Genomic DNA, 25,118 nt, shown 5'->3' on the forward strand with positions numbered 1-25,118 from the left:
GGGCATCGCGGGTGGGCGGCGAGTGGGGCGGCGCCGTGCTGATCGCCGCCGAGCACGCCGGGCCCAAGCGCATCTTCTACGCGGCGTTCGCCCAGCAGGGCTCGCCCGCGGGCTCGATCCTCGCCACCGGGATGTTGGCGCTCGTCAACCTGCTGCCCGAGGACGCGTTCCTGTCGTACGGCTGGCGCATCCCGTTCCTCGCCTCCGCCGTCCTGCTCGTGATCGGGCCGGTCATCCGGCTGCGGGTCGAGGAGTCGCCGGATTTCGTGCGGCTGCGTGAGCAGCGGGAGGTCGCCAAGCTCCCCGTCGCCGAGGTCCTCCGCCCGGCGTGGCCGCTGGTGCTGCTCGGGATCGGCGCGAGCGGCGTCGGCATCGCCTCGGCCTACTTCACCAACACCTTCATCCTGTCGTGGGCCACCAGCGACCTCGGCATCGCGAAGGGCACGGTGCTGATCGTCATGACGCCGGTGACGTTCCTGCTGGTCGGCACCGGCTCCGCGCCGTTGGCCACGCTGGGCCTCACCCTGAGCATCGTGTTCGGCGGCGCGTCGTATGCGGCGCTGGCGGGCTTCCTCGCCGAAGTGTTGGGCTGGACGAGGACCTGGACGGGCTCACCGCCGATGCCGTCGTCGACCTCGGCGGGGCGCCGGTGGTGCCGGGGTTCAACGACGCCCACCACCACCTGAGCATGCGGGGTCAGCGGCTGCGCGAGCTGGACCTGCGCGACGGCCAAGTGGGGACGCTCGACGAGGTGTACGCGAAGGTCGCCGAGCGCGCCGCGGGCCTGCCGCAGGACGCGTGGGTCAAGGGAGCGGGCTACGACCAGAACAAGCTGGGCGGGCTGCACCCGAGCCGCGAGGCGCTCGTCGGGCGGCCGGCGGCCGGCCCGACGGGCTGCTCGCCGAACAGGCCCAGGGCCTGGCGGACGCCGTGCTGCGCCCGGTGCCGTTCGAGGACTTCGTCGAGGGCATCGCGCTGGCTGGCCGGGAGGCGGCCGGTGAGGGCCTGACCAGCTTCACCGAGCCGGGCATCGGACGCGGTCTGGCCGGCAACGGCGCCTGGGACCTCGCCGCCTTCCAGGAGGCGGTGCGGCGGGGCGTGCTGCCGCAGCGGGCCACGCTGATGCCCGGCTCGCCCAACCTCCACGACATCGGCGACGGCTGGTTCGGGCTCGACCTCGGGTTCCGCACCGGCATCGGTGACGAACGGCTGCGGATCGGGCCGGTGAAGCCGTTCTCCGACGGCTCGCTCATCGGCCGCACCGCCGCCATGTGCTGCGACTACGAGGGAGAGCCGGGCAACCGGGGACTGCTGCAGCAGGACGCCGAGGCGCTGCGTGCCTTCATCCTGCGGGCGCACGCCGCGGGCTGGCAGATCGCCACCCACGCCATCGGCGACCGCGCGGTCGACGTGGTCCTCGACGCTTACGAGGAGGCGCAGGCGCGCGATCCCCGGCCCGACGCCCGCCACCGCATCGAGCACTGCGCGGTGACCAGCGACGCCCAGGTGGCGAGGATCGCCAGGCTCGGCGTCATCCCGGTGCCGCAGGGCCGGTTCGTCTCCGAGCTCGGCGACGGGATGCTCGCCGCCCTCGGGCATGGTACGTTGTTACCATGGTAACAGTGCAGCGGACGCAGACCGGCCTTCGCGTCGAGCGCAACACCTTGAAGGTGCTCAAGGGCCTGGCCGAATACCTGGACATGTCCCTCGGCGACCTCGTGGAGGGAATCGTCCTGCACGCCTTCGAGGGCAAGTCGCCGTTCGGGCCGGAGACCCTCGCGAAGATCGGGCAGCTCAAGGAGGTCTACGGCCTGACTCTGACGGCCGCCGACGCCCACCGGCTGGAGGAGAGGTGAGCGCCGGCCCGCGGCGCCGCCGCCTCACCGGCAGCCTCCGGGTCGCGCTCGCGCCCGCCGAGGCGTTCCGGCTGTTCACCCCATACGGCGAACGGGACTGGGCGGAGGGATGGGAGCCGCGGTTCCCGGAACGGGTCACGGACGACACGGCGCCCGGCACGGTCTTCCAGACCCATGCGCACGGGGCCACCACCACGTGGATCGTCCTGCATCGCGAGCCCGGCCGGTCGGTCTCCTACGCCCGCGTGCGCGAGGGGGTCCACGCCGGCACCGTGGGCGTGACGCTCGCTCGGGCGGAGCGCGGGCACAGCGACGTGACGGTCACCTACGACCTCACCCCGCTCACCGCCACGGCCGAGGCCGACCTGGCCGCCTTCGCCGCCGGCTACCCGGCGTTCCTGCGCTCCTGGGAGGACGCCATCGCCGCCCATCTCGGCAAGATGGACCAATAAGTACAGGAAGTTGGTCCGAAGGAGGGGTGCGATGGGGGCGCTGACCACGAAGGGGGCCGCCACGCGGCATCGGATCGTCGAGGGTGCGGCCGAGACGATCCGCGAGCGCGGGGTGATGGACACCACCCTTGACGACGTGCGCGCCCGGACGCGCACCAGCAAGAGCCAGCTGTTCCACTACTTCCCCGGCGGCAAGGAGGAGCTGCTGCTGGCCGTGGCCCGCTTCGAGGCCGACCGGGTGCTCGCCGACCAGCAGCCCTACCTCGGCGAGCTCACCTCGTGGGCGGCCTGGCAGGCCTGGCGTGACCGCGTCGTGGAGCGCTACCGCGAGCAGGGGCGGCAGTGCCCGCTCAACGTGGTGATGTCGCAGGTGGGGCACAGCACACCGGGCGCCCAGGCGGTGGTGACCGAGCTGATGCTCCGGTGGGAGGCGGAGATCGCCGCCGGCGTGCGGCACATGCAGGCCGCGGGCGAGATCGACCTGGGCATCGATCCCGGGCAGGCGGCGGCCGCGCTGCTTGCGGGGATCCAAGGAGGCGTGCTGCTCCACCTGTCCACCGGCCGGCTCACCCACCTGGAGGCGGCGCTGGACGTCGGCATCGGCCACCTGCGCGGCAGCGTGGCGCGGCTCAGTCCTCCGTACGGCGCAGGCGCTTGAGGTCGGAGCGGTGTTTCTTGGCGGTCAGGCGGAGCGCCGGGCCGAGGGCGGTCGTCCCCGCGAGGTCGAAGCTCGGCTCGACCCGGCTGTCGGTGGTGTTGACGCCCTGGCCTCCCGGGCCGGACGAGCGGGAGAATCGCCAGGCGAGCTCCGCTTCGGGCACGACGACCGAGCCGCGCACGGGCAACGGGCCTGTCATGACGTTCCTTCCCGCGCGTGCGGGCCCGCGACGCGGTCGCCGAGGTCGTCCGCAGGCGCCGCCCCCGGGTGGTGGTCGCCCACTCGCTCGGCAGCGTCGTGACCTGCGACATCGACTGGCTCGACTTCCACTGTAGGCCGCCCGTCTCGCGCGGGCGACGGGCGCTCTCCGCGGAGACGGAGCCTCCGGGGAGAGCGGCCGCCGTCGCGACTCGCCGCGCCGGCCTACGAAATCCAGGGATTGACGCCGTACAACACCCGGTTCTTCACCCCTTCCCCTTCGGTGATCGACCACAGGATCGGAGGCTGGGTGGATCGGTGCCAGTAGAGTTCCTGCACACCCCTGGCCGCGAAGTGCGGCACCGGCGGCTGACCCGGGACGGCGTCGTACCGCCGGCCCAGAGTGGCCACCTTGTTGTTGCTCATCGTGAACTGGTAGAGGCCGTTCCACGAGATGCCGCCCTGAGTCCAGGGGGTCGGCTGCGTGTAGGCCGCGGTCGCGCGTGCCCTGTCGTCCGTGCCGTAGGCGAGGCAACCGCGGTCACACGCGCTGGTGTCCGGAGCCATCCTGTACCGCGCGACGCGGCCCGTCGGGGCCGCCGCCTGCGGCGAGGCCGGCCTGCAGGTGGGTGTGGGCTGACGGGGGTCGCACCATTCACCGGTGAGCACGCTCGGCGGACTCGTGCTCCGGTCGAGGCCGAGATATCCGAAGCACGGCGGGCTGCTCATCGATGCGCACCGCACGCCGGTGACCTGCGGCCGCCATATGCCTCGCAGGGGCAGGACGTACCGGTTTCCCTGGGAATAGTAGGTGCCGTTGTGAAGGCCGATGGGCCTTCCGGTGTTGGTGATGTCGCTGACCGCGCTCAATCCCAGATCGAAGAGGTCGCGCAGGTCGAAGACGAGAATCCCGTTGTTCTCCGGATGTTCCCTGTTGTCGTCGGCGATGAGCAGATATTGGTGATACCAGACCACTCCGCCGGCGTGGATCCGCATGGGATCGAAGGAGACGGGGCCGCTCGCGTCCTTGAACGGATTCACCAGAAGAACGTGCTGGTAGTGGTTGAACGGCCCGACCCCCACTTCGTTCAGGAAGGTCACCCGCGATGAGTTGTTGGCGGGACCGTGCCACGTGAAGACGAACGCCCTGGCGGTGTCGTCATACGCCGTCCCCTGCGCGGTCGAGTCCCAGGTGCCGCTGATCCCCTGCGGTGTCCACATGCCTGTGGCGTCCTCGGGGGCCAGACAGAACCAGTCGACGACGTTGCGGACCCGCTCACCCTGGGGAGTGACCAGCGCCCCGCTGTCCTCCATCGGAGCGGGGCACCTCCGATTGGCGAAGGGGCCGCCCGGCAGGGAGCCGGCCAGCAGTTCCGACACCTTGGTGTAGCTGTAGCCAGGCGGCGTGAACCGGAGATCCTGGCGAAGTCCCTGGATGAGATCGCCGTACGTGTTCCCCTGCGCGTTGCGGTCGTCCCAGGTCAGTGTGTAGTCGCCGGTGCCCGTGGTGCGCATCGGGACCGGGGTCGGGACCGGTTGAGCCCCCACCACGGGGTTCGCGGGTGGGTCCGCTGCCGGGTCCACCGCTGGATCCGCCGCTGGATCCGCAGCCGCGCTTGCGGCGGTCCCCGGCGCCGGGTCACGGACGACCTGCTTGTCCCATGACTTGTTGTCCACGCCGTGAACGCCGTTCAGGCCGGTCCACGGAGCCGTCTTCTCGTCCGCGGCCTGCCAGTTGTAGGGCAGCGCCCGGGTGTCCGTGCCGGCTTTCTGGAACGGTGCCAGAATCTGCGTGAGATCTCGCAGCGCGTGTTGCCTCTGCGCGTTCTTCTGGTGCGAATACTGCCGCTGCCTCTTCTTGTTCTTGTTCGCGTTCTTGTTCCCCCCGCCGTGCGAAGCGCCGCCGGGTCCGCCGGAATCCACTCCCACGGTGGCCGTGGCGACGCCGTCCAGCAGGGGACAGGCGACGGTCAAGGCGGCGCTTATCGCGAAGGCTCTGATAAAGTCGCCGAGTGTTGGCAATTACACCCCTTTAATAAATTCTCGCCGGACTGTCCGAGTTCTTCCTGATGGCGAGAATGTCCGCTCTGAGATCCGGGGACGGATCGATGTACGCCGAATTTCCTCGGCGGCCGGAGCGGCAAACGAACATCGGCGAGCTCTTATCCCGCCGATTGTCGCTTCGTTGATGACGCAGTTTGATATGGGTGTTTTCGCCGCCTGGGGGCGGTACTCCAGGGCCGGGCTCAGTCCTCCGTACGGCGCAGGCGCTTGAGGTCGGAGCGGTGTTTCTTGGCGGTCAGGCGGCGCTCGACCGCGCCCTTGGACGGCTTGGTGGGACGGCGCCGCTTGGGCGGCGGCGCGATCGCCTCGCGGAGGAGGGCGGCGAGCCGTTCCCGCGCCGCCTCCCGGTTGCGCAGCTGCGAGCGGTATTCCGAGGCGGCCAATGTGATCACACCGTCGACCAGGCGGGCGGCGAGCCGTTCGAGCGCGCGGGCCTTGAGCGCCGGGCCGAGGGCGGTCGTCCCCGCGAGGTCGAAGCTCAGCTCGACCCGGCTGTCGGTGGTGTTGACGCCCTGGCCTCCCGGGCCGGACGAGCGGGAGAATCGCCAGGCGAGCTCCGCTTCGGGCACGACGACCGAGCCGCGCACGTGCAACGGGCCTGTCATGACGTTCCTTCCTCGATCGGGACGCCCAACCTATCTCGGTGAATATCACCACCGCTTGCCATTTATCACCGTAAACGCGGCGGGTGGTTGTCGCGGTCCAACGCGTCGTGCACAGTGACCCCCGTATTCCAGACGACAGGGATGGGCGGGAGCATGACCTCGATCGTGGGCGTCCACGGCATCGGCAAGTACCACTACTACGAGGAGGCCGGCGGGTCGGCGGGCGGCGCCGCCGAGGCCGTGCGGACCAAGTGGAACACCTATCTGCACCAGGGGCTCACCGGCCGGGCGGACGGCGCGGGCCAGTACTTCGCCGAGATCGCCTACTACGCCCACCACCTGCACGGCGGGCCGCCGAAGCCGCCGCGGCAGATGGAGGCGCCGGCCAAACTGGTCCTCGCCGACTGGGCGGTCCAGCTCGGCGGCCCGTTCCGCGACGCGGCGGGGGAGTCGCTCACCGGTCTCGCGCACCGGCTGGCCGAGTGGCTGCTGACGAGGATGGGCCCGCAGGCCGTGCGGTTCGCCCAGGACTTCTGCCCGGAGGTGGCCGCCTATCTGGGCGGCGGAGACCCGCGCGTGCGGGCCCGCGACGCGGTCGCCGAGGTCGTCCGCAGGCGCCGTCCCCGGGTGGTGGTCGCCCACTCGCTCGGCAGCGTCGTGACGTACGAGGCGCTGTGGGCGCATCCCGATCTCTCGGTCGAGTTGCTGGTGACGCTGGGCAGCCCGCTCGGCATGCGCGACGTCGTCTTCGAGCGGCTCGCGCCGGTCCCGGTGCGGGGGCGCGGGGCGCGCCCGCCGGGGGTGCGCCGCTGGATCAACATCGCCGACAAGGACGACATCGCCGCGATCCCGGCGGTGCTGGCGTCGTGCTTCGACGGCGTCGAGCGGGACGTCTCCTGCGACATCGACTGGCTCGACTTCCACACCGTGCGCAACTACCTGCGCTGCGGGAGCGCCAACGAGTACCTCAAGCCCTATGTGACCTGATTCCGAACACAGGTTACGATCGTACGACCATGAAGATTGTGCTTTTCGACTACGGCAACGTCGTGTCGCTTCCCCAGGACCCCGAGGACGTCGCGCGCATGGCGGGAGGTGATCCGGGGTTCGAGGACCGCTACTGGGAGGTGCGGCTCGACTTCGACCGCGGCTCGCTCGACCCGGCCGCGTACTGGTCCCACGTGTACGGCAGGCCGATCGGCGGAGCCGAGCTGGACGCGGTCGTCGCCCTCGACGCGGCGAGCTGGTCGCGGCCCAACGAGGAGACCGTGGCGATCATCGACGAGCTGGCCGGCGTCGGGGTTCCCATGGCGCTGCTGTCCAACATGCCGGTCAGCATCGCCGAGAGCATCGACACGCTCCCGTTCATGCGGCCGATCGGCCCCCGGTTCTACAGCGGCCGGATGGGCCTGGTGAAGCCGGAGCCGGAGATCTTCCACGAGACCGTGGCCTGGCTCGGGGCGGCCCCCGGCGACCTCGTCTTCGTGGACGACAGGCCGGAGAACGTCGCGGCGGCCGAGCGGGCGGGGCTGGCTGCCGTCCACTTCCGCGACGCCGCGGCCCTGCGCGAGGACCTCAAGAGGCTGCTGGCCTGATCCGGAAACCCGTCAGGCGTCCGAGCTCGCCGACGGGCGGGGGCCGAGGGTAGGCGCCTCGACCGGGCAGCCGGGGGCGGGCGGCTCGGGCGCGGACGCCAGGACGTTCCTCCTGATCGTGACGAACGTGACGGCCGCCGCGACGACCATCATGGCCGCGGCGGCCAGCATCGAGGTGTGGAACCCCCGGGTGAACGACGCCGGGGAGTCGTAGGCCTCCCCCGCCAGCCCCACCAGCGGCGGGACGGCGGCGACGGCCAGGAGGCCGCCCGTCCGGGCCAGGGCGTTGTTGATCCCGCTCGCCACGCCCGCGTACCGCTCCTCCGCCGTGGCGAGCACGGTCGCGGTGAGCGGGGCGACGGCCGACGACAGGCCGAGCCCGAACACGACCGCCGCGGGCAGCACGTCGGCGAGGTAGGACGCGTCCGGGGCGATGCGGCTCATCAGCAGCAGCCCGGCCGCGCACAGCAGGATGCCTCCCGTCATGGGGAGGCGCGGGCCCACCCGCTTCGCCAGTTCGCCCGCCCGGGGCGACAGCAGCAGCATGAGGATCGTCACCGGGAGCATCGCCGACCCGGCGGCGATCGGCGAGAACCCGGCCGACACCTGGAGCTGGACGACCAGCAGGAAGAACACCAGGCCCATCGCCGCGTACATGACCAGCGTGACGACGTTGACCGCGGTGAACTCCCGCGAGGCGAACACCCCCACGGGGACGAGCGAACGGGGGGAGCGCCGGATCTCCACCACCACGAAGCAGGCGGCCAGGACGATCCCGGCGGCCAGCGGCACCAGCCCGTCGCCCGCGAGGATCAGGCCGTACGTCAGCCCGGCCAGCGCGGGTGCGGCGAGGACGGTCCCGAGCACGTCGAAGCGGCCGTGCGGACCGGCGTCCCGGGTCTCGGGCACGTGCCGGGCGGCGACGCCGACCACGACGGCGGCGAGCGGCAGGTTGAGCAGGAACACCCACCGCCAGCCCGCCGTCTCGACGAGCCAGCCGCCGAACAACGGCCCGAGCGCGGCGGCCACGCCGCCCAGCCCCGACCAGGCGCCGACGGCGCGCGGCCGGTCGTCGGGCGCGAAGCTCGCCTGGATGATCGCCAGGGACCCGGGGATCAACAGGGCCCCACCGACACCCTGGAGCGCGCGGGCGAGCACGAGCACGGGCGTGTTCGGCGCGGCCCCGCAGAGCGCGGAGGCCAGGGCGAACCAGACCACCCCGGCGACGAAGATCTTCCGTCTGCCCAGCCGGTCGCCCAGCGACCCGCCCAGCAGGATCAGCGCGGCCATGGTGAGCGTGTACGCGTTCACGGTCCATTGGAGGCCGGACATTCCGGCGTGCAGGTCGCGCCCGAGAGCGGGAAGGGCCACGTTGACCACGGTGCCGTCGAGTGTTGCCATGCCCGACCCGAGGACCGTGGTGAGCAGCACCCACCGGCCTGGCGCCGAGCGCAGCCGGATATGTCCGGATGTCATGGACGCCATCATGCGTTACCCGGAGGAGTGGCCGCGCCCTACGGCAAGGTGGATTACACGATTACGATCGCTCACAGCGAACTGACGCAGAACAGGGAACAGGATCGGACTCCTGTTAGTTGAGCCGACATAACTCAACCTACTGGAGTGCTGATGTCCCAGATCCTTCCCGTCCTTCCGCTCGACGACGAGGTCGTCCTGCCCGGCATGGTCGTGCCCCTCGATCTGTCGGACGCCGAGGTCCGCGCCGCCATCGACGCGGCCCGCGCCAGTGGCGAGAGCACGGTCCTGCTGGTGCCCCGCATAGACGGCCGCTACGGCCCGGTGGGGGTGAGCGCCGTCGTGGAACAGGTCGGCCGGCTGCCGGGCGGCGAGCCCGCGGCCGTGGTCCGCGGCGTCGACCGCATGCGGGTCGGCACCGGCACCACCGGCCCCGGCGCGGCGCTGTGGGTCGAGGCGACCGTGCTGGAGCCGGTCACGACCGGGGCGAGAGCCGAGGAGCTCGCCAAGGAGTACAAGGCCCTGACCACCACGATCCTGCAGAAGCGGGGCGCGTGGCAGGTGGTCGACGCGGTCAACCAGATCGCGGACCCCGCCGTCCTCGCCGACAGCGCGGGATACGCCCCCTGGCTGCAGACTCCGCAGAAGCTGCTGCTGCTGGAGACCGCCGACCCCGCCGAGCGGCTGGACAAGCTGGTCGGCTGGGCCCGCGACCACCTCGCCGAGCTGGACGTCGCGGAGACGATCCGCAAGGACGTCCAGGAGGGCATGGAGAAGCAGCAGCGGGAGTTCCTGCTCCGCCAGCAGCTCGCGGCCGTGCGCAAGGAGCTCTCCGAGCTGAACGGCGAGCCCTCCGACGAGGAGGAGGACTACCGCGCCCGCATCGAGGCCGCCGACCTTCCGGAGAAGGTCAGGGAGGCCGCGCTCAAGGAGGTCGCCAAGCTGGAGCGGGCCTCCGACCAGTCGCCGGAGAGCGGCTGGATCCGCACCTGGCTCGACACCGTGCTCGACATGCCGTGGAAGGTCCACACGACCGACTCCTACGACATCGCCGGGGCCCGCGCGGTGCTCGACGCCGACCACACGGGCCTGGACGACGTGAAGGACCGCATCGTGGAATACCTCGCGGTGCGCAAGCGCAGGGCCGACCAGGGGCTCGGCGTGGTCGGCGGCCGCCGCAGCGGCGCCGTCCTCGCGCTGGCCGGACCTCCCGGAGTCGGCAAGACCTCGCTCGGCGAGTCGGTCGCCCGCGCCATGGGCCGCAAGTTCGTCCGCGTCGCCCTCGGCGGCGTCCGCGACGAGGCGGAGATCCGCGGTCACCGGCGCACGTACGTGGGGGCGCTGCCCGGCCGCATCGTCAGGGCGATCCGCGAGTCGGGCTCGATGAACCCGGTCGTGCTGCTCGACGAGATCGACAAGGTCGGCGCCGACTACCGGGGCGACCCGACGGCGGCGCTGCTGGAGGTGCTCGACCCGGCGCAGAACCACACGTTCCGCGACCACTACCTGGAGGTCGAGCTCGACCTGAGCGACGTGCTGTTCCTCGCCACGGCCAACGTGCTGGAGCAGGTGCCGGGGCCGCTGCTCGACCGCATGGAGATCGTCACGCTCGACGGCTACACCGAGGACGAGAAGGTCGCCATCGCCCGCGACCACCTGCTCCCGCGCAACCTGGAGAAGGCGGGCCTCACCGCCGACGACGTGACGGTGGAGGAGGCGGCGCTGCGCCGCCTGGCGGGCGAGTACACCCGCGAGGCCGGCGTCCGCTCTCTCGAGCGCTCCATCGCCCGGATCCTGCGCAAGGTGACGGCGAAGCTCGCCCTCGGCGAGGCCGAGCTCCCGCTGACGGTCACCGCCGGCGACCTGGTCTCCTACCTGGGCCGGCCGCGTCACGTGCCCGAGTCGTCCCTGCCGGAGGCCCGGCAGCGTACGGCGGTGCCGGGCGTGTCGACCGGCCTCGCTGTGACCGGCGCCGGCGGCGACGTCCTCTACGTCGAGGCGTCGCTGGCCGACCCGGAGACCGGGGCGACCGGTGTGACCCTGACCGGCCAGCTCGGCGACGTGATGAAGGAGTCGGCGCAGATCGCGCTGTCCTTCCTGCGGTCGCGGGGCGCCGAGCTGGAGCTGCCGGTCGGGTCGCTCAAGGACAGGTCGGTGCACATCCACGTGCCCGCGGGCGCGGTGCCCAAGGACGGCCCGTCGGCCGGTGTCACCATGACCACCGCCCTGGCCTCGCTGCTGTCGGGCCGGCCGGTCCGCGCCGACGTGGCGATGACCGGTGAGGTGTCCCTCACCGGGCGGGTGCTGCCGATCGGCGGGGTGAAGCAGAAGCTGCTGGCCGCCCACCGGGCGGGGATCACCACGGTGCTCATCCCGGCGCGCAACGAGCCCGACCTGGACGACGTCCCGGCCGAGGTGCTGGCCGACCTCACCGTCCACGCGGTGAGCGACGTGCGCGAGGTCCTCGACCTTGCTCTCACCCCGGCGACGGTCGCCCGGCAGGCGGTGGCTTGAGGCGGCCTGACCCACTCCACACGGCCCGCGTCTCCGTCGTCCCGGAGGCGCGGGCCTTTCCTGTGAGAAAGCACACATTTCCGGTATGGAATAAGGAATGCCTCACATCGTGTTTCAGCCGGTCGTGAGCGTATCGAACCTGGTGAACTCGCACGTGCGAGGGTGTCCCGCGGCCTGAACATCGTCGGTCCGCACCCTCCCCACGAAGGCACTCACCAATGACGCTCTCTCCGCTGCCCGATCCGATCCTGCGCCGGATCACGTCTTCGAAGGACAGCAAGTGATCACGGTTTCCGGCCTGCGCAAGGCCTACGGCGACGTCGTCGCGCTCGACGGCGTCGACCTCCACGTCGGCAAGGGCGAGGTCTTCGGCGTGCTCGGGCGCAGCGGCGCGGGCAAGAGCACCCTGCTGCGCTGCGTCAACCTGCTCGAACGTCCCGACGAGGGCGTGGTGACCGTCGACGGGCGCGAGCTGACCGCCCTCGGCGCGGCCGACCTGCGCCGCGCCCGCCAGCGCATCGGCATGATCCACCAGCACTTCGCGCTGCTGTCGTCGCGCACGGTGGCGGGCAACGTGGCCTTCCCGCTGGAGGTCATGGGCGTCGGCCGGGCCGCCCGGGCCCGGCGCGTCGCGGAGATGCTCGACCTCGTGGGCCTGGCCGACCGCGCCGGGGCCTACCCCGCGCAGCTGTCCGGCGGCCAGAAGCAGCGGGTCGGCATCGCGCGGGCGCTCGCCGCCGAGCCGTCGGTGCTGCTGTCGGACGAGGCCACCTCCGCGCTCGACCCCGCCACGACCCAGTCGATCCTCGCCCTGCTCCGGCGGCTCAACCGGGAGCTGGGGCTGACCATCCTGCTCATCACCCACGAGATGGACGTCATCAAGGCCGTCTGCGACTCGGCGGCGATCATGAGCGACGGGCGGATCGCCGAGGCGGGCCCCATTCCCGAACTGCTCGCCACCCCCGGGTCGCGCCTGGCGGCCGAGCTGTTCCCGCTGCCGTCCCCCGAGCCCGGCACCGTGACGGTCGCCCTGGCCGCGGACCAGACCCTGCTGTCGCGTCTCGCGCGTACGCACGACGTGGACGTCGCCATCGCCGCGGGCGCGGTCGAGCAGGTGGCGGGGGTCCCGGCCGGCCGCCTGCGGCTGCGGATCACCGGAGCCGGCACGGCTGCCGCCCTTGCGGAGCTGCGCGGGCGCGGGCTGCTGGTGGAGGAGGACGCATGACCTGGTCGGAGATGAGCCCCCTGCTGTGGGAGGCGACGGGGCAGACCGCCGTGATGGTGGGCTGGTCCACGCTGTTCACCGTGCTGTTCGGGCTGCCGCTCGGCGTCTGTCTCGCGGGGACGGACCGGGGCGGGCTGTTCCCCACGCCCGCCGTGCGGCGCGTGCTCGGGCTGGTCGTGAACGTCGGGCGGTCGCTGCCCTTCATCGTCCTCATGATCGCGGTCATCCCGGTCACCCGCGTGCTCACCGGCACCACGATCGGGACCGCCGCCGCGGTGGTCCCGCTGACGATCGGCGCCGTGCCGTTCTTCGCCCGGCTGGTCGAGACGGCGCTGCGCGAGGTGGGCCGCGACGTCGTGCAGGCGGCCGAGGCCATGGGGGCGGGCCGCGCGAGGGTCGTCGCGCGCGTCCTGCTGCCCGAGGCGCTGCCCGGCCTGGTCGCCGGGCTGACCGTCACCGTGGTCACCCTCATCTCCTACTCGGCCATGGCCGGGGTGATCGGCGGCGGCGGTCTCGGCGACCTCGCCGTCCGCTACGGATACCAGCGCTTCGAGACCACGCTCATGGTCGTCACCGTGGTCGTCCTGGTCGTCGTGGTGCAGCTCGCGCAGACCCTGGGCGACGCGGTCGCCCGTCGTCTTTCCCACCGTTAACCCTTCGAAGGAGTCTTTCCCATGCGTAGAACGCTCGGCCTCGTCATCGCCGCCGTGGTCGCGCTCGTGTTGTCCGCCTGCGGAGCCTCGTCTTCCGACACCGCTACCGCCTCCGGCACGGCGGCGGACGCCCCGCTCAAGGTCGGCGTGAGCCCGGTGCCGCACGCGCAGATCCTGAAGTACGTTGCGGACAACCTCGCCGCCGCGAAGGGCCTGAAGCTGGAGGTCGTGGAGTTCAGCGACTACGTGCAGCCCAACCTGCAGCTCCAGGACGGCCAGCTCGACGCCAACTACTTCCAGCACAAGCCCTACCTGGACGACTTCAACGCCTCCAAGGGCACCAAGCTGAGCTTCGTCGCCCCGGTGCACCTGGAGCCGCTCGGCCTGTACTCCAGGAAGGTCAAGGACCTCGCCTCACTGCCGCAGGACGGCACGGTCGCCGTGCCCAACGACGCCACGAACCTCGGACGGGCGCTCAAGCTGCTCGCCGACAACGGCGTGGTCACGCTGAAGGACGGCGTGGGCACCGCCGCGACCGAGCGCGACGTGACCGGCAACCCCAAGAACCTGACCTTCCGCCCGCTGGAGGCCGCCCAGCTCCCGCGCTCGCTCGACGACGTGGACGCCGCCGTGATCAACGGCAACTACGCGCTGGAGGCGAACCTCAGCCCGTCCTCCGACGCGCTGGTGCTGGAGAAGGCCGAGGGCAACCCGTACGCGAACGGCCTGGTGGTCGCGCAGGGGCACGAGAGCGACCCGCGGGTGAAGACGCTGGCCGGGCTGCTGACCGGCCCCGAGGTGAAGAAGTACATCGAGGACACCTTCAAGGGCTCGGTCATCCCCGCCACCTGACGGGCACTTACGTGGACGAATCATCCAGTCACTTGACTGAATGATTCGTCCATGCTGTCATGGTCAGATGTTGTACGCCACACCGGCACTGGACGCCGCGGACGAGAAGGTGCTCGCCGAGATCGAAGAGATGCGGCGCGACCTGAAATACCGGCTGGCGGAGGCGCATCGCTGGGACGGCCTGCTGCGGCGGCAACTGCAGGCGCGGGCGATCCAGGGGTCGAACTCCATCGAGGGCTACCACGCCAGCGTCGAGGACATCGAGTCGATCATGTCCGGTGAGGACCCGCTGGAGACGTCGGCGGCCGTGGCGCGCGAGATCTCCGGCTACCGGCAGGCGCTCACCTGCATCGGCACACTCTCGCGGGCGTGGACCTTCCGATACGACGCGGGCCTGCTGCACGGGCTCAACTTCATGATGATCGGCCACCACGTGGACAAGACACCGGGCACCGTGCGGCCCGGCGGGATCTACGTCCGGAACTCCGCCGCGGGCGAGGTGGTCTACGAGGGGCCGGACCACGAGCAGGTCCCCGGCCTGCTGGCGGAGCTCGTCGAGTGGCTCAACGAGGGCGACCTCGACGCGCCCAGCTACGTCCGCGCTGCCATGGCCCACCTCAACCTCGTCAAGATCCACCCGTGGCGGGACGGCAACGGCCGCATGTCGCGGGCGCTGCAGACGCTCGTGCTCGGCCGCGACCAGATCACCACGCCGGAGTTCGCCTCGATCGAGGAGTGGCTGGGCGAGGGCCGCACCACCTACGACTACTACGACGTGCTCGGCGAGGTGGGACGCCGCCGGTGGAGCCCGCACGGGGAGACCCTCTCGTGGGTGCGGTTCGTGCTGCGCTGCCACCACATGCAGGCCCAGCGGGTGGGTCGCCGGCTCGCCGAGGCGGGCGAGGTGTGGATGCTGCTGGAGGAGCGGACCGGGGCGCAGGGCCTGCACCCGCGCACGGTCTCCGCGCTCTACCAGGTGTTCGTGTCCCGGCGGCTGCGCCGGAGCATGTACCAGGCCGACGAGGGACTGAGCCAGGGCCAGGCCGCCCGCGACCTGCGGGAGCTCGCGGCCACCGGGTGGCTCCAGCCGTACGGCGAGACGAAGGGGCGTTTCTACGCGCCGGGGCCGAAGATGACGGAGATCAAGGCGGCGTTCGCCGAGCGGGCCGCACCGCTGCGCGACCCCTACCGGACGCTGGAGAGCTGATCACTGGCGCATCAGGATGTGACTCCTCCCACATCGACGGCAAACCGAGTAACGTTCGGTTATGCACCCTGGGGCGATCGCGGCGGTGACGCCGGACAAGCCTGCGGTGATCATGGCGGGCTCCGGCCGCGTGGTCACCTTCCGCGAGCTCGACGAGGAATCCAACCGGCTCGCGCACCTGCTGCGGGCGGCGGGCCTGAAGCCCGGCGACCACATCGCGTTCATGCTGGAGAACCATCCGCTCTTCCTCGTGATCGCGTGGGCCGCGCACCGCTCGGGCCTGTACTACACCGCGATCAGCTCCCGTCTGCAGGCCGACGAGCTGGCGTACATCGTGGACAACTGCGGGGCGCGGGTCTTCATCTCCTCGGCGAAGCTCGCCGGCGTCGCGACCGCGGTCACCGGGGCGACGCCCGGGGTCGAGCTGCGGCTCATGGTCGACGGCGTAGCCCCCGGCTTCACGTCGTACGAGGAGGCCGTGGCGGGGCAGCCCGCGACGCCGCTCGGCGACGAGTGCCAGGGCGCCGACATGCTCTACTCGTCGGGCACCACGGGACGGCCCAAGGGGGTCAAGCCGCCGCTCAGCCGGGCCCCGCTGGAGGCCCCCGGGGTCCTGGTGCAGCTCATCCAAGGCCTGTTCGCGCCCTCGGCCGACAGCGTGTATCTGTCGCCCGCGCCGCTCTACCACGCCGCTCCGCTGCGTTACAGCATGTCCTTCCAGCGTCTCGGCGCGACCGTGGTGGTGATGGAGAGGTTCGACCCCGAGGAGGCGCTGGCGCTCGTCGAGCGCCACGGGGTCACCCACGCGCAGTGGGTGCCCACCATGTTCGTCAAGATGCTCAAGCTGCCCGAGGAGGTGCGCGGGCGCTACGACCTGTCGTCGCTGCGCTGCGCCGTCCACGCCGCCGCGCCCTGCCCCGTCGAGGTCAAGGAGCGGATGATGGAGTGGTGGGGGCCGATCATCCACGAGTACTACGCGGGCACGGAAGGCAACTGCTTCCTGTACGCGGGGCCGGAGGACTGGCTCGCCCACAAGGGCACGGTGGGCCGGCCGCTGCTCGGGGTCCCCCACGTCTGCGACGAGGACGGCGACGAGCTGCCGCCCGGTGAGCACGGCACGGTCTACTTCTCCGACGGCCCCAGGTTCGAGTATCACGGCGACCCCGCGAAGACCGCGTCGGTTCAGGACCCGCACGGCCGCGGGTGGACCACGCTGGGGGACATCGGCTATCTGGACGAGGACGGGTTCCTCTACCTCACCGACCGGCGCTCGTACATGATCATCTCCGGCGGGGTGAACATCTACCCGCAGGAGGCCGAGAACGTCCTGGCGATGCATCCCGAGGTGGCCGACGTGGCCGTCTTCGGGGTGCCGGACCCCGAGATGGGCGAACAGGTCAAGGCCGTCGTGCAGCCCGCGGACCCGGCCTGCGCCGGTCCCGTCCTGGAGGCCGAGCTGATCGCCTACTGCCGGGAACGCCTGGCCCACTACAAGTGCCCGAAGTCGGTCGACTTCCGGGACGAGCTGCCCCGTCACCCCACGGGAAAGCTGTACAAGCGCCTGCTCAGGGACGAGTACTGGCCCCGGACGAGCTGACATAAAGTACACGTAGGGCGCCCGGGGATCCCCCCCACTGATCGCTTAGCGCGACCTTATCGCCGATGCGTCATCGTATTACGTGTACCGGCGGAGAGCCGGGATCACCGGCGAATCCATTGAGGGGGATGGCGATGAGCTCACCTGAGCATGTTCCCGGCGACGAGAACACCCAGATACTCCCCGGTCACGGCTGGAGCCAGTTCGGAAGCACTCCGCCGCAGCACGGGCAGTACACCGGGGCGTACCAGTCGTACGGCGCCTACGGCAGCGGTCCTTATGACACGGCGCAGTTTTCGCCTCCGGCGCGGAAGGGCACGCTGACCGCGCGCCAGAAGGCGGGCGCGGGTCTCGCCCTCGTGGCCGTGGCACTGGGCGGCGGGGTCACCGGGGCCCTCGTCGCCAACAGCGTGAACGGCGGGCAGACCGTGATCGCGAGCCCGGTGGTCAAGGGGGTCTCCAACTCCTCTACCACCACGATCGCCGCGGTGGCCAAGGCGATCATGCCGTCGGTGGTGTCGATCGAGGTGAAGACCGCCACGGCCGGCGGCGAGGGGTCGGGCGTCATCCTGTCGGCCGACGGCCTGATCCTGACGAACAACCACGTGGTGAGCATCGGCGGCGGGGGCGGCGGCACGGTCACCGTGAAGTTCAGCGACGGCAAGACCGCCAGCGCCGTCGTCAAGGGCACCGACCCCACCACGGACCTCGCCGTCATCCAGGCGCAGGGCGTGTCCGGCCTGACCCCCGCCTCCCTCGGCGACAGCGACAAGCTCCAGGTCGGCGACGGGGTCCTCGCGATCGGCAGCCCGCTCGGCCTGGAGGGATCGGTCACCTCCGGCATCGTGAGCGCCCTCGACCGCACGCTGACCGAGGCTCCCGAGGAGCAGCAGCAGCCGCAGTTCCCCTGGGGGATGGAGCAGCAGCAGCCGCAGAGCCAGGGCAACACGATCGGCGGCATGATCCAGACCGACGCCGCGATCAACCCCGGCAACTCCGGCGGCGCGCTGGTCAACACCAACGGGCAGGTCGTCGGCATCAACACGGCGATCGCCACCTCGGGCTCCAGCTCCGGCAACATCGGCGTCGGCTTCGCGATCCCCATCAACACCGCGAAGCTCGTCTCCGACCAGCTCATCAAGACGGGCAAGGCGACGCACGCCTTCCTCGGGGTGAGCGTGGCCGACGCGGTCGGCGGCGCGTCCGGCGCGGTGGTCAGCTCGATCACGGCCGGCAGCCCGGCGGAGAAGGCCGGCCTCAAGGAGGGCGACCTGATCACCAAGATCAACGACAAGGTGGTGGACAGCGCGGAGGCGCTGGTCGGCACCATCCGCAGCTCCCGCGCCGGCGACAAGGTGACCATCACCTTCACCCGCGACGGCAAGGAGAACACCATCACCACCGCGCTCGCGGAGCAGTCCGCGGGCTGACGGCCCACGATCGTCGCCGGCGGGCCTCTGGGGGGACGGCCCGCCGGCGATCGCCAATCGCGATCGCGGTCTGCGCCCCGGCGCAGACCGTGGCGCAGGCCGCCCTGCCTCACTTGCTCATGCCGGCGGTCAGCTCGGCGATGATCTGCTTGGTCGCCAGGACGAACAGCACGAAGAGCGGCGCCGTGGCGAGGACCAGCCCGGCGAACAGCGCCGACCAGTCGGTCGTGTACTCGCCGAAGAACTGCGACAACCCGCGCGGGATCGTGAACTTCTCGTCGGAGCGCAGCAGCACCAGCGGGTAGAGGAACTCATGCCAGAGCGGCACGAACTGGAACAGCATCACCGACGCCAGCGCGGGCCGCACCAGCGGCAGCATGATCTGCCCGAAGATCCGGAACTCGCCGGCTCCGTCGATCCGGGCCGCCTCGTCCAGCTCGCCGGGCAGGGAACGGTAGAACGCCGACAGCACGAACACGCAGAACGGCACCCCGGACGCGGCGTACAGCAGCGTGAGCCCGAGCAGCGAGTCGATCAGGCCCATGGAGTCCATGAGGTAGAAGATCGGCACCAGGCCCAGCCGGATCGGCAGCATCAGCCCCGCCAGGAAGTACGCCCCGAGCACCCGGCTGCCGGCGAAGTCGTAGCGGGCCAGCGGATAGGCCGCCAGCGCGGAGACCGCCGTGCCGAGCAGCACCGCACCGCAGGTGACGACCAGCGAGTTCGTCAGGTAGGAGCTGAACGACGCCTCCGTCCACACCCGGGCGTAACTGTTCAGCGTGGGGGACGCCGGCAGCCCCAGCGGCGTGGTGAAGATCTCGCTCGTGGGCCGCAGCGAGTTGAGCACCATGACGACCAGCGGCAGCAGCGCGACGACCCCGTAGCCCCACAGCAGCAGGTGGACGGCGACGCGCCCCGGAGCCCGGCGCCGCGCCGTCACAGCAGTCTCCGCTCACGGCGGCGGAAGTACGAACCGGCCAGCAGCGACACCCCGAAGATGAACACGAACATCAGCACGGCCAGCGCCGACGACCGCCCGATCGCCTCCGTGCCGCCCTCCACGAACGCGACCCGGTAGAACAGCAGGCCGAGCACGTCGGTGGAGCCCGCGGGGGACCCGGTCGATCCGGCCATCGCGTAGACCAGCCCGAAGGCGTTGAAGTTGCCGATGAACGTCAGCACGCTCACCACGCCGATCGCCGGGGTGAGCAACGGCAGCGTCACCCGCCGGAACGACTGCCAGGCCGACGCGCCGTCGACCCTCGCCGCCTCGTGGTACTCGGCCGGTATCCCGGCGAGCGCGGCGGAGAACAGCAGCATGGGGAAGCCCACCCACTGCCATGCGTTCACCACGATGACGACGGGCAGCGCCGTACGGGTGTCGCCCAGCCAGGGCAACGCCCACGAGTCCAGCCCGGCCGCCTCCAGCAGAGAGTTGACCGGGCCGAACGTCGGGTTGAGCAGCAGGCTCCACAGGTAGCCGATGACCAGCGGGTCCACCAGGTAGGGCGTGGTGAACGCGGCCTGCAGGAACCGCTTGCCGCGGCCGTACCGGAACAGCAGGAGGGCGAACAGCAACCCGACCGTGTTCTGGATCAGCATGGTCCCGGCGAAGAACAGCGCGTTGTGCCCGAACGCCCGCCACAGCTGCTGGTCGTAGGGGTAGACGCCGAACAGGTCCCGGTAGTTGCCGAGCCCGGCGAACCCCGCCTGCCGGATCCCGCGCCACTCGAAGAAGCTGTACTCGAGGGCGGTGACCAGCGGATAGACGATGAAGACCGAGTAGAGCAGGAGCGCGGGCAGCAGGAAGACGGCCAGCACCCGCCATCGAGGTGCGGCAGAGCGCCGGGGCGTGTTCAGTTCCCCGGCTTGAACCACTGCTCGACGCCCTTCTGCACGCTCTCGGCGACCGACTTGGGGTCGGTCTGGCCGGCCAGCATCTTCTGCACCTCGTCCCGGAAGACCGCGTCACCGTTCGGCTGGCCGTAGCGGAAGTCGACGAGCAGCGTGTACGGCGCGCCGTTGGCGGCGTAGTTCTTCGCCATCTCGGCCAGGAGCGGGTCCGACGGCGTGACCCCGGGAACCGCGGACAGCTGCTTGAGCTCGCTCGCGTAGAGCTGCCCGAACTCCGGCGTCGCCATCCACTTGACCAGTTCGAGCGCCTCGGCCTGGTGGGCCGACTTGGCGTTGACCCCGAACGAGCCGTCGGCCCAGCCCGGCGTGACAGGCGTGGTCACCGGGGAGCCGGGCGGCGGCGGCACCTGGAAGGCGCCGACCTCCAGACTCGGGTTGGCCGCGAGCACGGGCGCCAGGTCGAAGCTGCCCGTGGGATACATCGCCGCCCTGCCGGTCGCGAACAGCGCCTGGACGTCGGGGATCTTGACGGCCACCACGTCCTTGGGGAAGTACGGCTCCAGGTCCTTGAGCAGCTTGACCGAGGCCGTGAAGCCGGGGTCGGTGAACTTCTTGTCGCCGCTCAGCAGCGCGTCCCGGAACTTGGTGCTGCCGTAACGGGCGTTGCCGAAGATCTCGTGGACGATCGGCAGCGTCCACGTCGCGTCGGGCCCGGCCGCGACGGCGAACGGCGTGATCCCGGCGGCCTTCAGCTTCCCGGCCGCCGCGATCATCTCGTCCCAGGTGGCGGGGGGCCGGATGCCGTTGTCGCCGAACAGCTTCTTGTTGTAGAGCACCTGGAGCGTCTGGTAGGCGAACGGCACGCCGTAGATCTTGCCGTCCTTATGGCCCTTGGCGCCTTCGAGCAGCTTGGCGTCGAAGCCGGACAGCGCCTCCACCTTGCCGTCCAGCGGCACCAGCTGGCCCGCCTCGACCAGCGGCTGGAGCCCGCCGTACGCGCGCAGCTGGGCGACGTCGGGCCCGGCGGTGCCGGACAGGCCGGTGGCCAGGATGTTGTTGTACTCGGTGGCCTGGAACGGCTTGAACTCGACGTGGATCTTCGGGTGCGACTCCTCGAACCTGGCGAGGATCTTGTCGTACGCCTTGACGTCCTCCACCCGCCACGACCACAGGCTGAGCGTGACCTTGTCACCGCCCGCCTCGCCGCCCTGCGCGTCGCCGTTCTGGCCGGATGCGCCGCCCCCGGGCGCGCAGGCCGCCAGAGCCACCGCGAGCACTCCGATCGCTCCCGCGATCCACCCTCTCTTCATGAGACTCCCTTTCGGCTGGTAGCCAGTTCGGCGAGCGCCATGCGTGTAGGTAAATGCCATGCAAGGTCATCGCGTTGTCTGAAAATTACTTACATCTGACAAGATCCGCAATGCCTTCGTCACGGAAGGTTCACACGAAGGGGGTGGCGGGGCGGGCGCGTTCAGCCGCGGCGGCGGGTGAGGGCCTCGGACTCCCACAGGTCGCGGTAGTAACCGGGCACGGCGACGAGGTCGGCGTGCGTGCCGCGCTGGGTGACTCTGCCGCCCTCCAGCACGACGATCTCGTCGACCTGTTCCAGGCCGTGCAGCCGGTGGGTGACCAGCACCGTGGTGCGGCCCCGGGTGGCGTCCAGCAGGTCGGCCATCAGCAGGTCGGCCGTCTCCTCGTCCAGGGCCTCGGCCGGCTCGTCCAGCAGCAGCACCGGCGGGTCGTACAGCAGGGCCCGGGCCAGCGCGAGCCGCTGGAGCTGGCCGCCGGAGACGGTGCGGCCGTCCTCGCCGAGCACCGTGTCCCAGCCGGTGCGCTCGGTCCAGGCGTCCAGCCGGGCCCGCCGCACGGCCGCCTCGACCTCCTCGGTCGACGCCTGCGGCCCGGCCAGGCGCAGGTTGTCCGCCACCGTGGCCTGGAAGACGTACGGGTCCTGGGTGAGGCCCGTGACGAGCGCCCGCACGTCGTCGGAGGACAGGCGCCGCACGTCGGTGCCGTTGAGCCGGATCGTGCCGGACTCGATCTCCACGGTCCGCATCAGCGCCGACAGCAGGGTGCTCTTGCCCGCGCCGCTCGGGCCGACCACCGCGACCCGGCGGCCCGGCGTCAGCGTCAGGCTCACGCCGTTCAGCGCGGGCCGGCGCTCGCCGTGGCGCACCAGGAGGTCGTCGACCTCGATCGTCAGCGGCGGCTCGGGCGCGGGCGCCGGGTCCGCGGGCTCGCGCACGGCCGGGGGAGTGGCGGCGGTCTCCCTGAGCCTGCGCAGCGCCGCGACCACGCCCGCGAAGCGTTCGCCGGCCGCCGCCAGCGGCAGCGCGGGCTCGAAGGCGACCAGCGAGGTCAGGGCCGCCACGGCGGTCGCGACGCGGTCGAGACCGGCGGCCTGCGCCGCCAGGACCACGGCGACGACGGTCAGCCCCTGCGTCAGCATGCCGAGGCCGAGCGCGGCGGCGTTGATCCGGGCCTGCCCCCGCTCCAGGCGGGACAGCCGCCCGTCGGCGTCCATCGCCGCCGACAGCGCCCGGTCGCGCGCGCCGTACGCCGCGAGGTCGGCCGCGCCGTGGACCAGGTCGGCCACCCGGGCGGCCAGGTCGGCGCGGGCCGGGGCGATCCGCGCCGACCAGCGCCGCGCCGCGGCCGCGGCGCCCGCGGGCAGCAGCACCCCGGCGACGAGCAGGCCGGCGGCGAGCACGACGGCGGCGACGGGCAGCAGGAAGCCCGCGATGACGACGGCGGCGACGCCGGTGATCAGCGCGGCGGCGGCCGGCAGCAGGCAGCGGACGAGCAGGTCCTGCACGGCGTCGGTGTCGTCGACCATCCGGCTGAGCAGGTCGGCCCCGCGCTGCGGCAGCGGCCCGGCCGGGATCAGCGCCCGGTAGAGCCGCTCACGGGTGCCCGCCTGGGCGCGCAACGCGACGTCGTGCCCGGCCAGGCGCTCGCCGTAGCGGAACACGCCGCGGGTGGTCGCGAACGCCCGCACGGCCACGATCGCGACCGACAGCGCCGCCAGGGGCGGCTGCTCGGCGGCCCGCGTGATCAGCCAGGCGGCCGACGCGATGAGCGCGACCCCCGCGAGGTCGGCAGCCGCCCCGGCGAGCGCGGCGAGCACGAGCCGCCGGCCCATGCCGGTGCCGGTGACCACCGACAGCGGTGAGGCATCCGCGTGGCTCATCGGGCCTCCCCGCCCTGTGTGGAGATCGAGGGCGCCGGAACCGGGCCGACGAGGGCGCCGCCGTCGAGGCGGACGACGCGGTCGGCCAGGTCGATCATGGCCGGGCGGTGCGCGACGATGATCGCCGTGCGGCCCTCGGCCAGTCTGCGCGTGGCCTCCACGATCGCCGCCTCGCTCCTGCCGTCGAGCCGCGCCGTGGGTTCGTCCAGCAGCAGCACCTGGGCGGCGGGGCGGCAGAAGGCCCTGGCCAGGGCGACCCGCTGACGCTGGCCAGCCGACAGGTTCGCACCGCGCTCGCCGAGCGGGGTGTCGTACCCCTGCGGCAGGGCGCCGGCGAACTCGGCCACCTGCGCCGCCTCGGCGGCGGCCCTGATCTCGGCGGGTCCCGCGGCCGAGCCGAGCGCGATGTTGTCGGCCACCGAGGTCGCGAACAGATGCGGCCGCTGCGGCACGAAGGCGAGCCGCCGCCGCCACTCGTCGAGGTCGAGGCCGGCCAGATCGGTCCCGTCCACCAGCACCCGACCTTCGGACGGGGTCACGAACCCGAGCAGCAGGTGCAGCAGCGTGCTCTTGCCCGCGCCGCTCGGGCCGACGATCGCCACCCGCTCACCCGGCCGGATGACCAGCGAGACGCGGTCGAGCGCGGTCTCCTCGCGGCCCGGGTAGCGCACGGTGACGTCCTCCAGCCGGATCTCCGGCGGCCCGCCGTCCCGCGAAGCGCGCCCGGCGCCCGTCCTGGCGGCGACCGGCCCGGCCTCATGCCCGGCCTCCCGTGGGGGGTTGATCACCGCGAACGCCTCGTCGGCGGCGGCGACGCCCTCCATGGCGGCGTGGAAGCGCGTGCCCATCGCGCGCAGCGGCAGGTACGCCTCCGGGGCCAGCAGCAGCACGAGCAGCGCCGTACGCAGGTCGAGCGAGCCGGACAGCAGGCGCAGCCCCACGGGCACCGCCACCAGCGCCAGCGACAGCGACGCCACGAGTTCGAGCACCAGCGACGACAGGAACGCCACCCGCAGCGTGCGCATGGTCGCCGCGCGATGCGCCTCGGCCACCTCGCGGATCACCGACGCCTGGTAGCGGGCCCGGCCGAACGCCCGCAGCGTGGGCAGGCCGCGCACGACGTCGAGGAAGTGGCCGCCGAGGCGGGACAGCGCCCGCCACTGGCGTTCCGTCACGGTCTTGGTGGTCCACCCGACCAGTGCCCCGAAGATCGGGATCAGCGGCAGCGTGAGCACTACGATGACGGCGGTGGCCAGGTCGGCCACGAAGAGCCGGACCACGACCGCGAGCGGCACGATCCCGGCCACGGCGACCGACGGCAGGTAACCGGTCAGGTAGGGGTCGAGCGCGTCCAGCCCCCGGCCCGCGAGCGTCACCAGCTCGCCCGACCGGTACGCCGGCCCGAGACCCTCCACCCGGCCGAGGAGCAGCCGCCGCAGGGCCGACTTCAGCGCGGTGGCCGCGCGGCCCGCGAGCACTCCCTGCGCCCAGCCGAGCAGCCCGCGGCAGCCGACGACGAGCGCCAGGGGCAGCAGCGCGGCGACCGCGAACCGGCCCGACAGGACCCCGGCCAGCAACTCCGCCTGCACGAGCACGAGCAGCCCGGCCACCACCGCCGCGGCCAGGCAGCAGGCGAGATGGATGCGGACGCCCCGCTCCGCGCGGGCCAGCCGGAGGAGATCCTTGTGCAAC

The 25,118-nt window shown here is 71.8% G+C and carries 24 protein-coding genes; 15 read left to right on the forward strand and 9 right to left on the reverse strand.

Translation table 11 applies throughout. The features are described from left to right. Nucleotides 1-11: 11 nt before the first annotated feature. From BXA11_RS43955 to BXA11_RS19370, 6 genes are read left to right on the forward strand one after another with little or no spacing between them, the layout of a single operon-like run. On the forward strand, nucleotides 12-686 hold the full coding sequence (locus tag BXA11_RS43955; protein ID WP_076436456.1) for an MFS transporter: 675 nt from the start codon (nucleotides 12-14) through the stop codon (nucleotides 684-686). Then, nucleotides 653-1,009: an amidohydrolase family protein gene (locus BXA11_RS45400; RefSeq protein WP_204053730.1), complete on the forward strand. Its 357-nt coding sequence runs from the start codon at nucleotides 653-655 to the stop codon at nucleotides 1,007-1,009. The genes BXA11_RS43955 and BXA11_RS45400 overlap by 34 nt, the downstream gene beginning before the upstream one ends. Further along, complete coding sequence (locus tag BXA11_RS19355) at nucleotides 895-1,620, forward strand: amidohydrolase family protein (protein WP_275409717.1); 726 nt, start codon at nucleotides 895-897, stop codon at nucleotides 1,618-1,620. The genes BXA11_RS45400 and BXA11_RS19355 overlap by 115 nt, the downstream gene beginning before the upstream one ends. 2 nt (nucleotides 1,621-1,622) lie before the next feature. After that, a complete protein-coding gene (locus tag BXA11_RS19360; protein WP_197042529.1) occupies nucleotides 1,623-1,856 on the forward strand; it encodes a hypothetical protein in 234 nt (77 codons plus the stop codon). Then, complete coding sequence (locus BXA11_RS19365) at nucleotides 1,853-2,308, forward strand: SRPBCC family protein (protein WP_076436462.1); 456 nt, start codon at nucleotides 1,853-1,855, stop codon at nucleotides 2,306-2,308. Before BXA11_RS19360 ends, BXA11_RS19365 begins: the two co-directional genes overlap by 4 nt. A gap of 31 nt (nucleotides 2,309-2,339) precedes the next feature. Then, nucleotides 2,340-2,966 (forward strand): TetR/AcrR family transcriptional regulator, encoded by a 627-nt coding sequence (locus BXA11_RS19370; protein ID WP_076436464.1) that lies wholly within the window; start codon nucleotides 2,340-2,342, stop codon nucleotides 2,964-2,966. Here BXA11_RS19370 and BXA11_RS19375 read toward each other — a convergent pair. The 3 genes from BXA11_RS19375 to arfB all read right to left on the reverse strand — a co-directional run bounded on the left by BXA11_RS19375 (nucleotide 2,938) and on the right by arfB (nucleotide 5,833). Further along, entirely contained in the window at nucleotides 2,938-3,165 is a 228-nt protein-coding gene (locus BXA11_RS19375) for a peptide chain release factor-like protein (RefSeq protein WP_083744394.1), read from the reverse strand. The genes BXA11_RS19370 and BXA11_RS19375 overlap by 29 nt on opposite strands. A 224-nt stretch (nucleotides 3,166-3,389) precedes the next feature. Then, the gene (locus BXA11_RS19380; protein ID WP_076436466.1) at nucleotides 3,390-5,138 is read right to left on the reverse strand and encodes a hypothetical protein; all 1,749 of its coding nucleotides are present in this window, start codon (nucleotides 5,136-5,138) and stop codon (nucleotides 3,390-3,392) included. A gap of 272 nt (nucleotides 5,139-5,410) precedes the next feature. Then, on the reverse strand, nucleotides 5,411-5,833 hold the full coding sequence (gene arfB, locus BXA11_RS19385) for an alternative ribosome rescue aminoacyl-tRNA hydrolase ArfB (RefSeq protein WP_030507050.1): 423 nt from the start codon (nucleotides 5,831-5,833) through the stop codon (nucleotides 5,411-5,413). A 153-nt stretch (nucleotides 5,834-5,986) separates the two neighbouring features. Here arfB and BXA11_RS19390 point away from each other — a divergent pair, with 153 nt between their 5' ends. Both BXA11_RS19390 and BXA11_RS19395 read left to right on the forward strand, forming a co-directional pair. After that, nucleotides 5,987-6,820, forward strand: a complete 834-nt coding sequence (locus tag BXA11_RS19390; RefSeq protein ID WP_076436700.1) for a hypothetical protein — start codon at nucleotides 5,987-5,989, stop codon at nucleotides 6,818-6,820. Between the two features lie 29 nt (nucleotides 6,821-6,849). After that, nucleotides 6,850-7,428 carry an HAD-IA family hydrolase gene (locus tag BXA11_RS19395; RefSeq protein ID WP_076436468.1) on the forward strand — a complete coding sequence of 193 codons (579 nt, stop codon included), beginning with the start codon at nucleotides 6,850-6,852 and terminating at the stop codon, nucleotides 7,426-7,428. 12 nt (nucleotides 7,429-7,440) lie between these two features. On the opposite strand, the gene BXA11_RS19400 is transcribed toward BXA11_RS19395, so the two are convergent. Continuing rightward, nucleotides 7,441-8,904: an MFS transporter gene (locus BXA11_RS19400; protein ID WP_239105048.1), complete on the reverse strand. Its 1,464-nt coding sequence runs from the start codon at nucleotides 8,902-8,904 to the stop codon at nucleotides 7,441-7,443. Between the two features lie 153 nt (nucleotides 8,905-9,057). On the opposite strand from BXA11_RS19400, the gene lon reads away from it, so the two are divergent. From lon to BXA11_RS19435, 7 genes are all read left to right on the forward strand, one after another. Beyond that, a complete protein-coding gene (gene lon / locus BXA11_RS19405) occupies nucleotides 9,058-11,418 on the forward strand; it encodes an endopeptidase La (protein WP_076436706.1) in 2,361 nt (786 codons plus the stop codon). 280 nt (nucleotides 11,419-11,698) lie between these two features. Continuing rightward, entirely contained in the window at nucleotides 11,699-12,643 is a 945-nt protein-coding gene (locus BXA11_RS19410) for a methionine ABC transporter ATP-binding protein (RefSeq protein ID WP_076436472.1), read from the forward strand. Next, nucleotides 12,640-13,296 carry a methionine ABC transporter permease gene (locus BXA11_RS19415; protein ID WP_076436474.1) on the forward strand — a complete coding sequence of 219 codons (657 nt, stop codon included), beginning with the start codon at nucleotides 12,640-12,642 and terminating at the stop codon, nucleotides 13,294-13,296. The genes BXA11_RS19410 and BXA11_RS19415 overlap by 4 nt, the downstream gene beginning before the upstream one ends. A 21-nt stretch (nucleotides 13,297-13,317) precedes the next feature. Continuing rightward, nucleotides 13,318-14,148 carry a MetQ/NlpA family ABC transporter substrate-binding protein gene (locus tag BXA11_RS19420; RefSeq protein WP_076436476.1) on the forward strand — a complete coding sequence of 277 codons (831 nt, stop codon included), beginning with the start codon at nucleotides 13,318-13,320 and terminating at the stop codon, nucleotides 14,146-14,148. Nucleotides 14,149-14,215: 67 nt separating this feature from the next. Next, on the forward strand, nucleotides 14,216-15,355 hold the full coding sequence (locus BXA11_RS19425) for a Fic family protein (protein WP_076436478.1): 1,140 nt from the start codon (nucleotides 14,216-14,218) through the stop codon (nucleotides 15,353-15,355). 61 nt (nucleotides 15,356-15,416) lie between these two features. Further along, complete coding sequence (locus BXA11_RS19430; RefSeq protein ID WP_076436480.1) at nucleotides 15,417-16,952, forward strand: acyl-CoA synthetase; 1,536 nt, start codon at nucleotides 15,417-15,419, stop codon at nucleotides 16,950-16,952. Between the two features lie 134 nt (nucleotides 16,953-17,086). After that, nucleotides 17,087-18,382, forward strand: coding sequence for a S1C family serine protease (locus tag BXA11_RS19435; protein ID WP_030507040.1), 1,296 nt, complete (start codon nucleotides 17,087-17,089; stop codon nucleotides 18,380-18,382). Between the two features lie 109 nt (nucleotides 18,383-18,491). On the opposite strand, the gene BXA11_RS19440 is transcribed toward BXA11_RS19435, so the two are convergent. The 5 genes from BXA11_RS19440 to cydD form a co-directional block, all read right to left on the reverse strand. Then, complete coding sequence (locus BXA11_RS19440) at nucleotides 18,492-19,322, reverse strand: carbohydrate ABC transporter permease (RefSeq protein WP_076436482.1); 831 nt, start codon at nucleotides 19,320-19,322, stop codon at nucleotides 18,492-18,494. Next, nucleotides 19,319-20,260 (reverse strand): carbohydrate ABC transporter permease, encoded by a 942-nt coding sequence (locus tag BXA11_RS19445; protein WP_231513809.1) that lies wholly within the window; start codon nucleotides 20,258-20,260, stop codon nucleotides 19,319-19,321. Before BXA11_RS19445 ends, BXA11_RS19440 begins: the two co-directional genes overlap by 4 nt. After that, complete coding sequence (locus tag BXA11_RS19450) at nucleotides 20,239-21,546, reverse strand: extracellular solute-binding protein (RefSeq protein WP_076436484.1); 1,308 nt, start codon at nucleotides 21,544-21,546, stop codon at nucleotides 20,239-20,241. Before BXA11_RS19450 ends, BXA11_RS19445 begins: the two co-directional genes overlap by 22 nt. A gap of 161 nt (nucleotides 21,547-21,707) precedes the next feature. Further along, nucleotides 21,708-23,426, reverse strand: a complete 1,719-nt coding sequence (gene cydC / locus BXA11_RS19455; protein WP_239105049.1) for a thiol reductant ABC exporter subunit CydC — start codon at nucleotides 23,424-23,426, stop codon at nucleotides 21,708-21,710. After that, nucleotides 23,423-25,117, reverse strand: a complete 1,695-nt coding sequence (gene cydD / locus BXA11_RS19460) for a thiol reductant ABC exporter subunit CydD (protein ID WP_076436486.1) — start codon at nucleotides 25,115-25,117, stop codon at nucleotides 23,423-23,425. The genes cydC and cydD overlap by 4 nt, the downstream gene beginning before the upstream one ends. Nucleotide 25,118 lies beyond the last annotated feature (1 nt).

It is taken from the genome of Microbispora rosea, from assembly GCF_900156315.1.
Classification (GTDB): Bacteria; Actinomycetota; Actinomycetes; order Streptosporangiales; family Streptosporangiaceae; genus Microbispora; species Microbispora rosea.

Coding starts and splice junctions, on each gene's coding strand:
- BXA11_RS19400 (WP_239105048.1), bottom strand. CDS start 8,904: ATGACATCCGGACATATCCGGCTGCGCTCGGCGCCAGGCCGGTGGGTG.
- BXA11_RS19370 (WP_076436464.1), top strand. CDS start 2,340: ATGGGGGCGCTGACCACGAAGGGGGCCGCCACGCGGCATCGGATCGTC.
- BXA11_RS19450 (WP_076436484.1), bottom strand. CDS start 21,546: ATGAAGAGAGGGTGGATCGCGGGAGCGATCGGAGTGCTCGCGGTGGCT.
- BXA11_RS19415 (WP_076436474.1), top strand. CDS start 12,640: ATGACCTGGTCGGAGATGAGCCCCCTGCTGTGGGAGGCGACGGGGCAG.
- arfB (WP_030507050.1), bottom strand. CDS start 5,833: ATGACAGGCCCGTTGCACGTGCGCGGCTCGGTCGTCGTGCCCGAAGCG.
- BXA11_RS19375 (WP_083744394.1), bottom strand. CDS start 3,165: ATGACAGGCCCGTTGCCCGTGCGCGGCTCGGTCGTCGTGCCCGAAGCG.
- cydC (WP_239105049.1), bottom strand. CDS start 23,426: ATGAGCCACGCGGATGCCTCACCGCTGTCGGTGGTCACCGGCACCGGC.
- BXA11_RS19390 (WP_076436700.1), top strand. CDS start 5,987: ATGACCTCGATCGTGGGCGTCCACGGCATCGGCAAGTACCACTACTAC.
- BXA11_RS19435 (WP_030507040.1), top strand. CDS start 17,087: ATGAGCTCACCTGAGCATGTTCCCGGCGACGAGAACACCCAGATACTC.
- BXA11_RS19425 (WP_076436478.1), top strand. CDS start 14,216: ATGTTGTACGCCACACCGGCACTGGACGCCGCGGACGAGAAGGTGCTC.
- BXA11_RS19430 (WP_076436480.1), top strand. CDS start 15,417: ATGCACCCTGGGGCGATCGCGGCGGTGACGCCGGACAAGCCTGCGGTG.
- BXA11_RS19420 (WP_076436476.1), top strand. CDS start 13,318: ATGCGTAGAACGCTCGGCCTCGTCATCGCCGCCGTGGTCGCGCTCGTG.
- BXA11_RS19395 (WP_076436468.1), top strand. CDS start 6,850: ATGAAGATTGTGCTTTTCGACTACGGCAACGTCGTGTCGCTTCCCCAG.
- lon (WP_076436706.1), top strand. CDS start 9,058: ATGTCCCAGATCCTTCCCGTCCTTCCGCTCGACGACGAGGTCGTCCTG.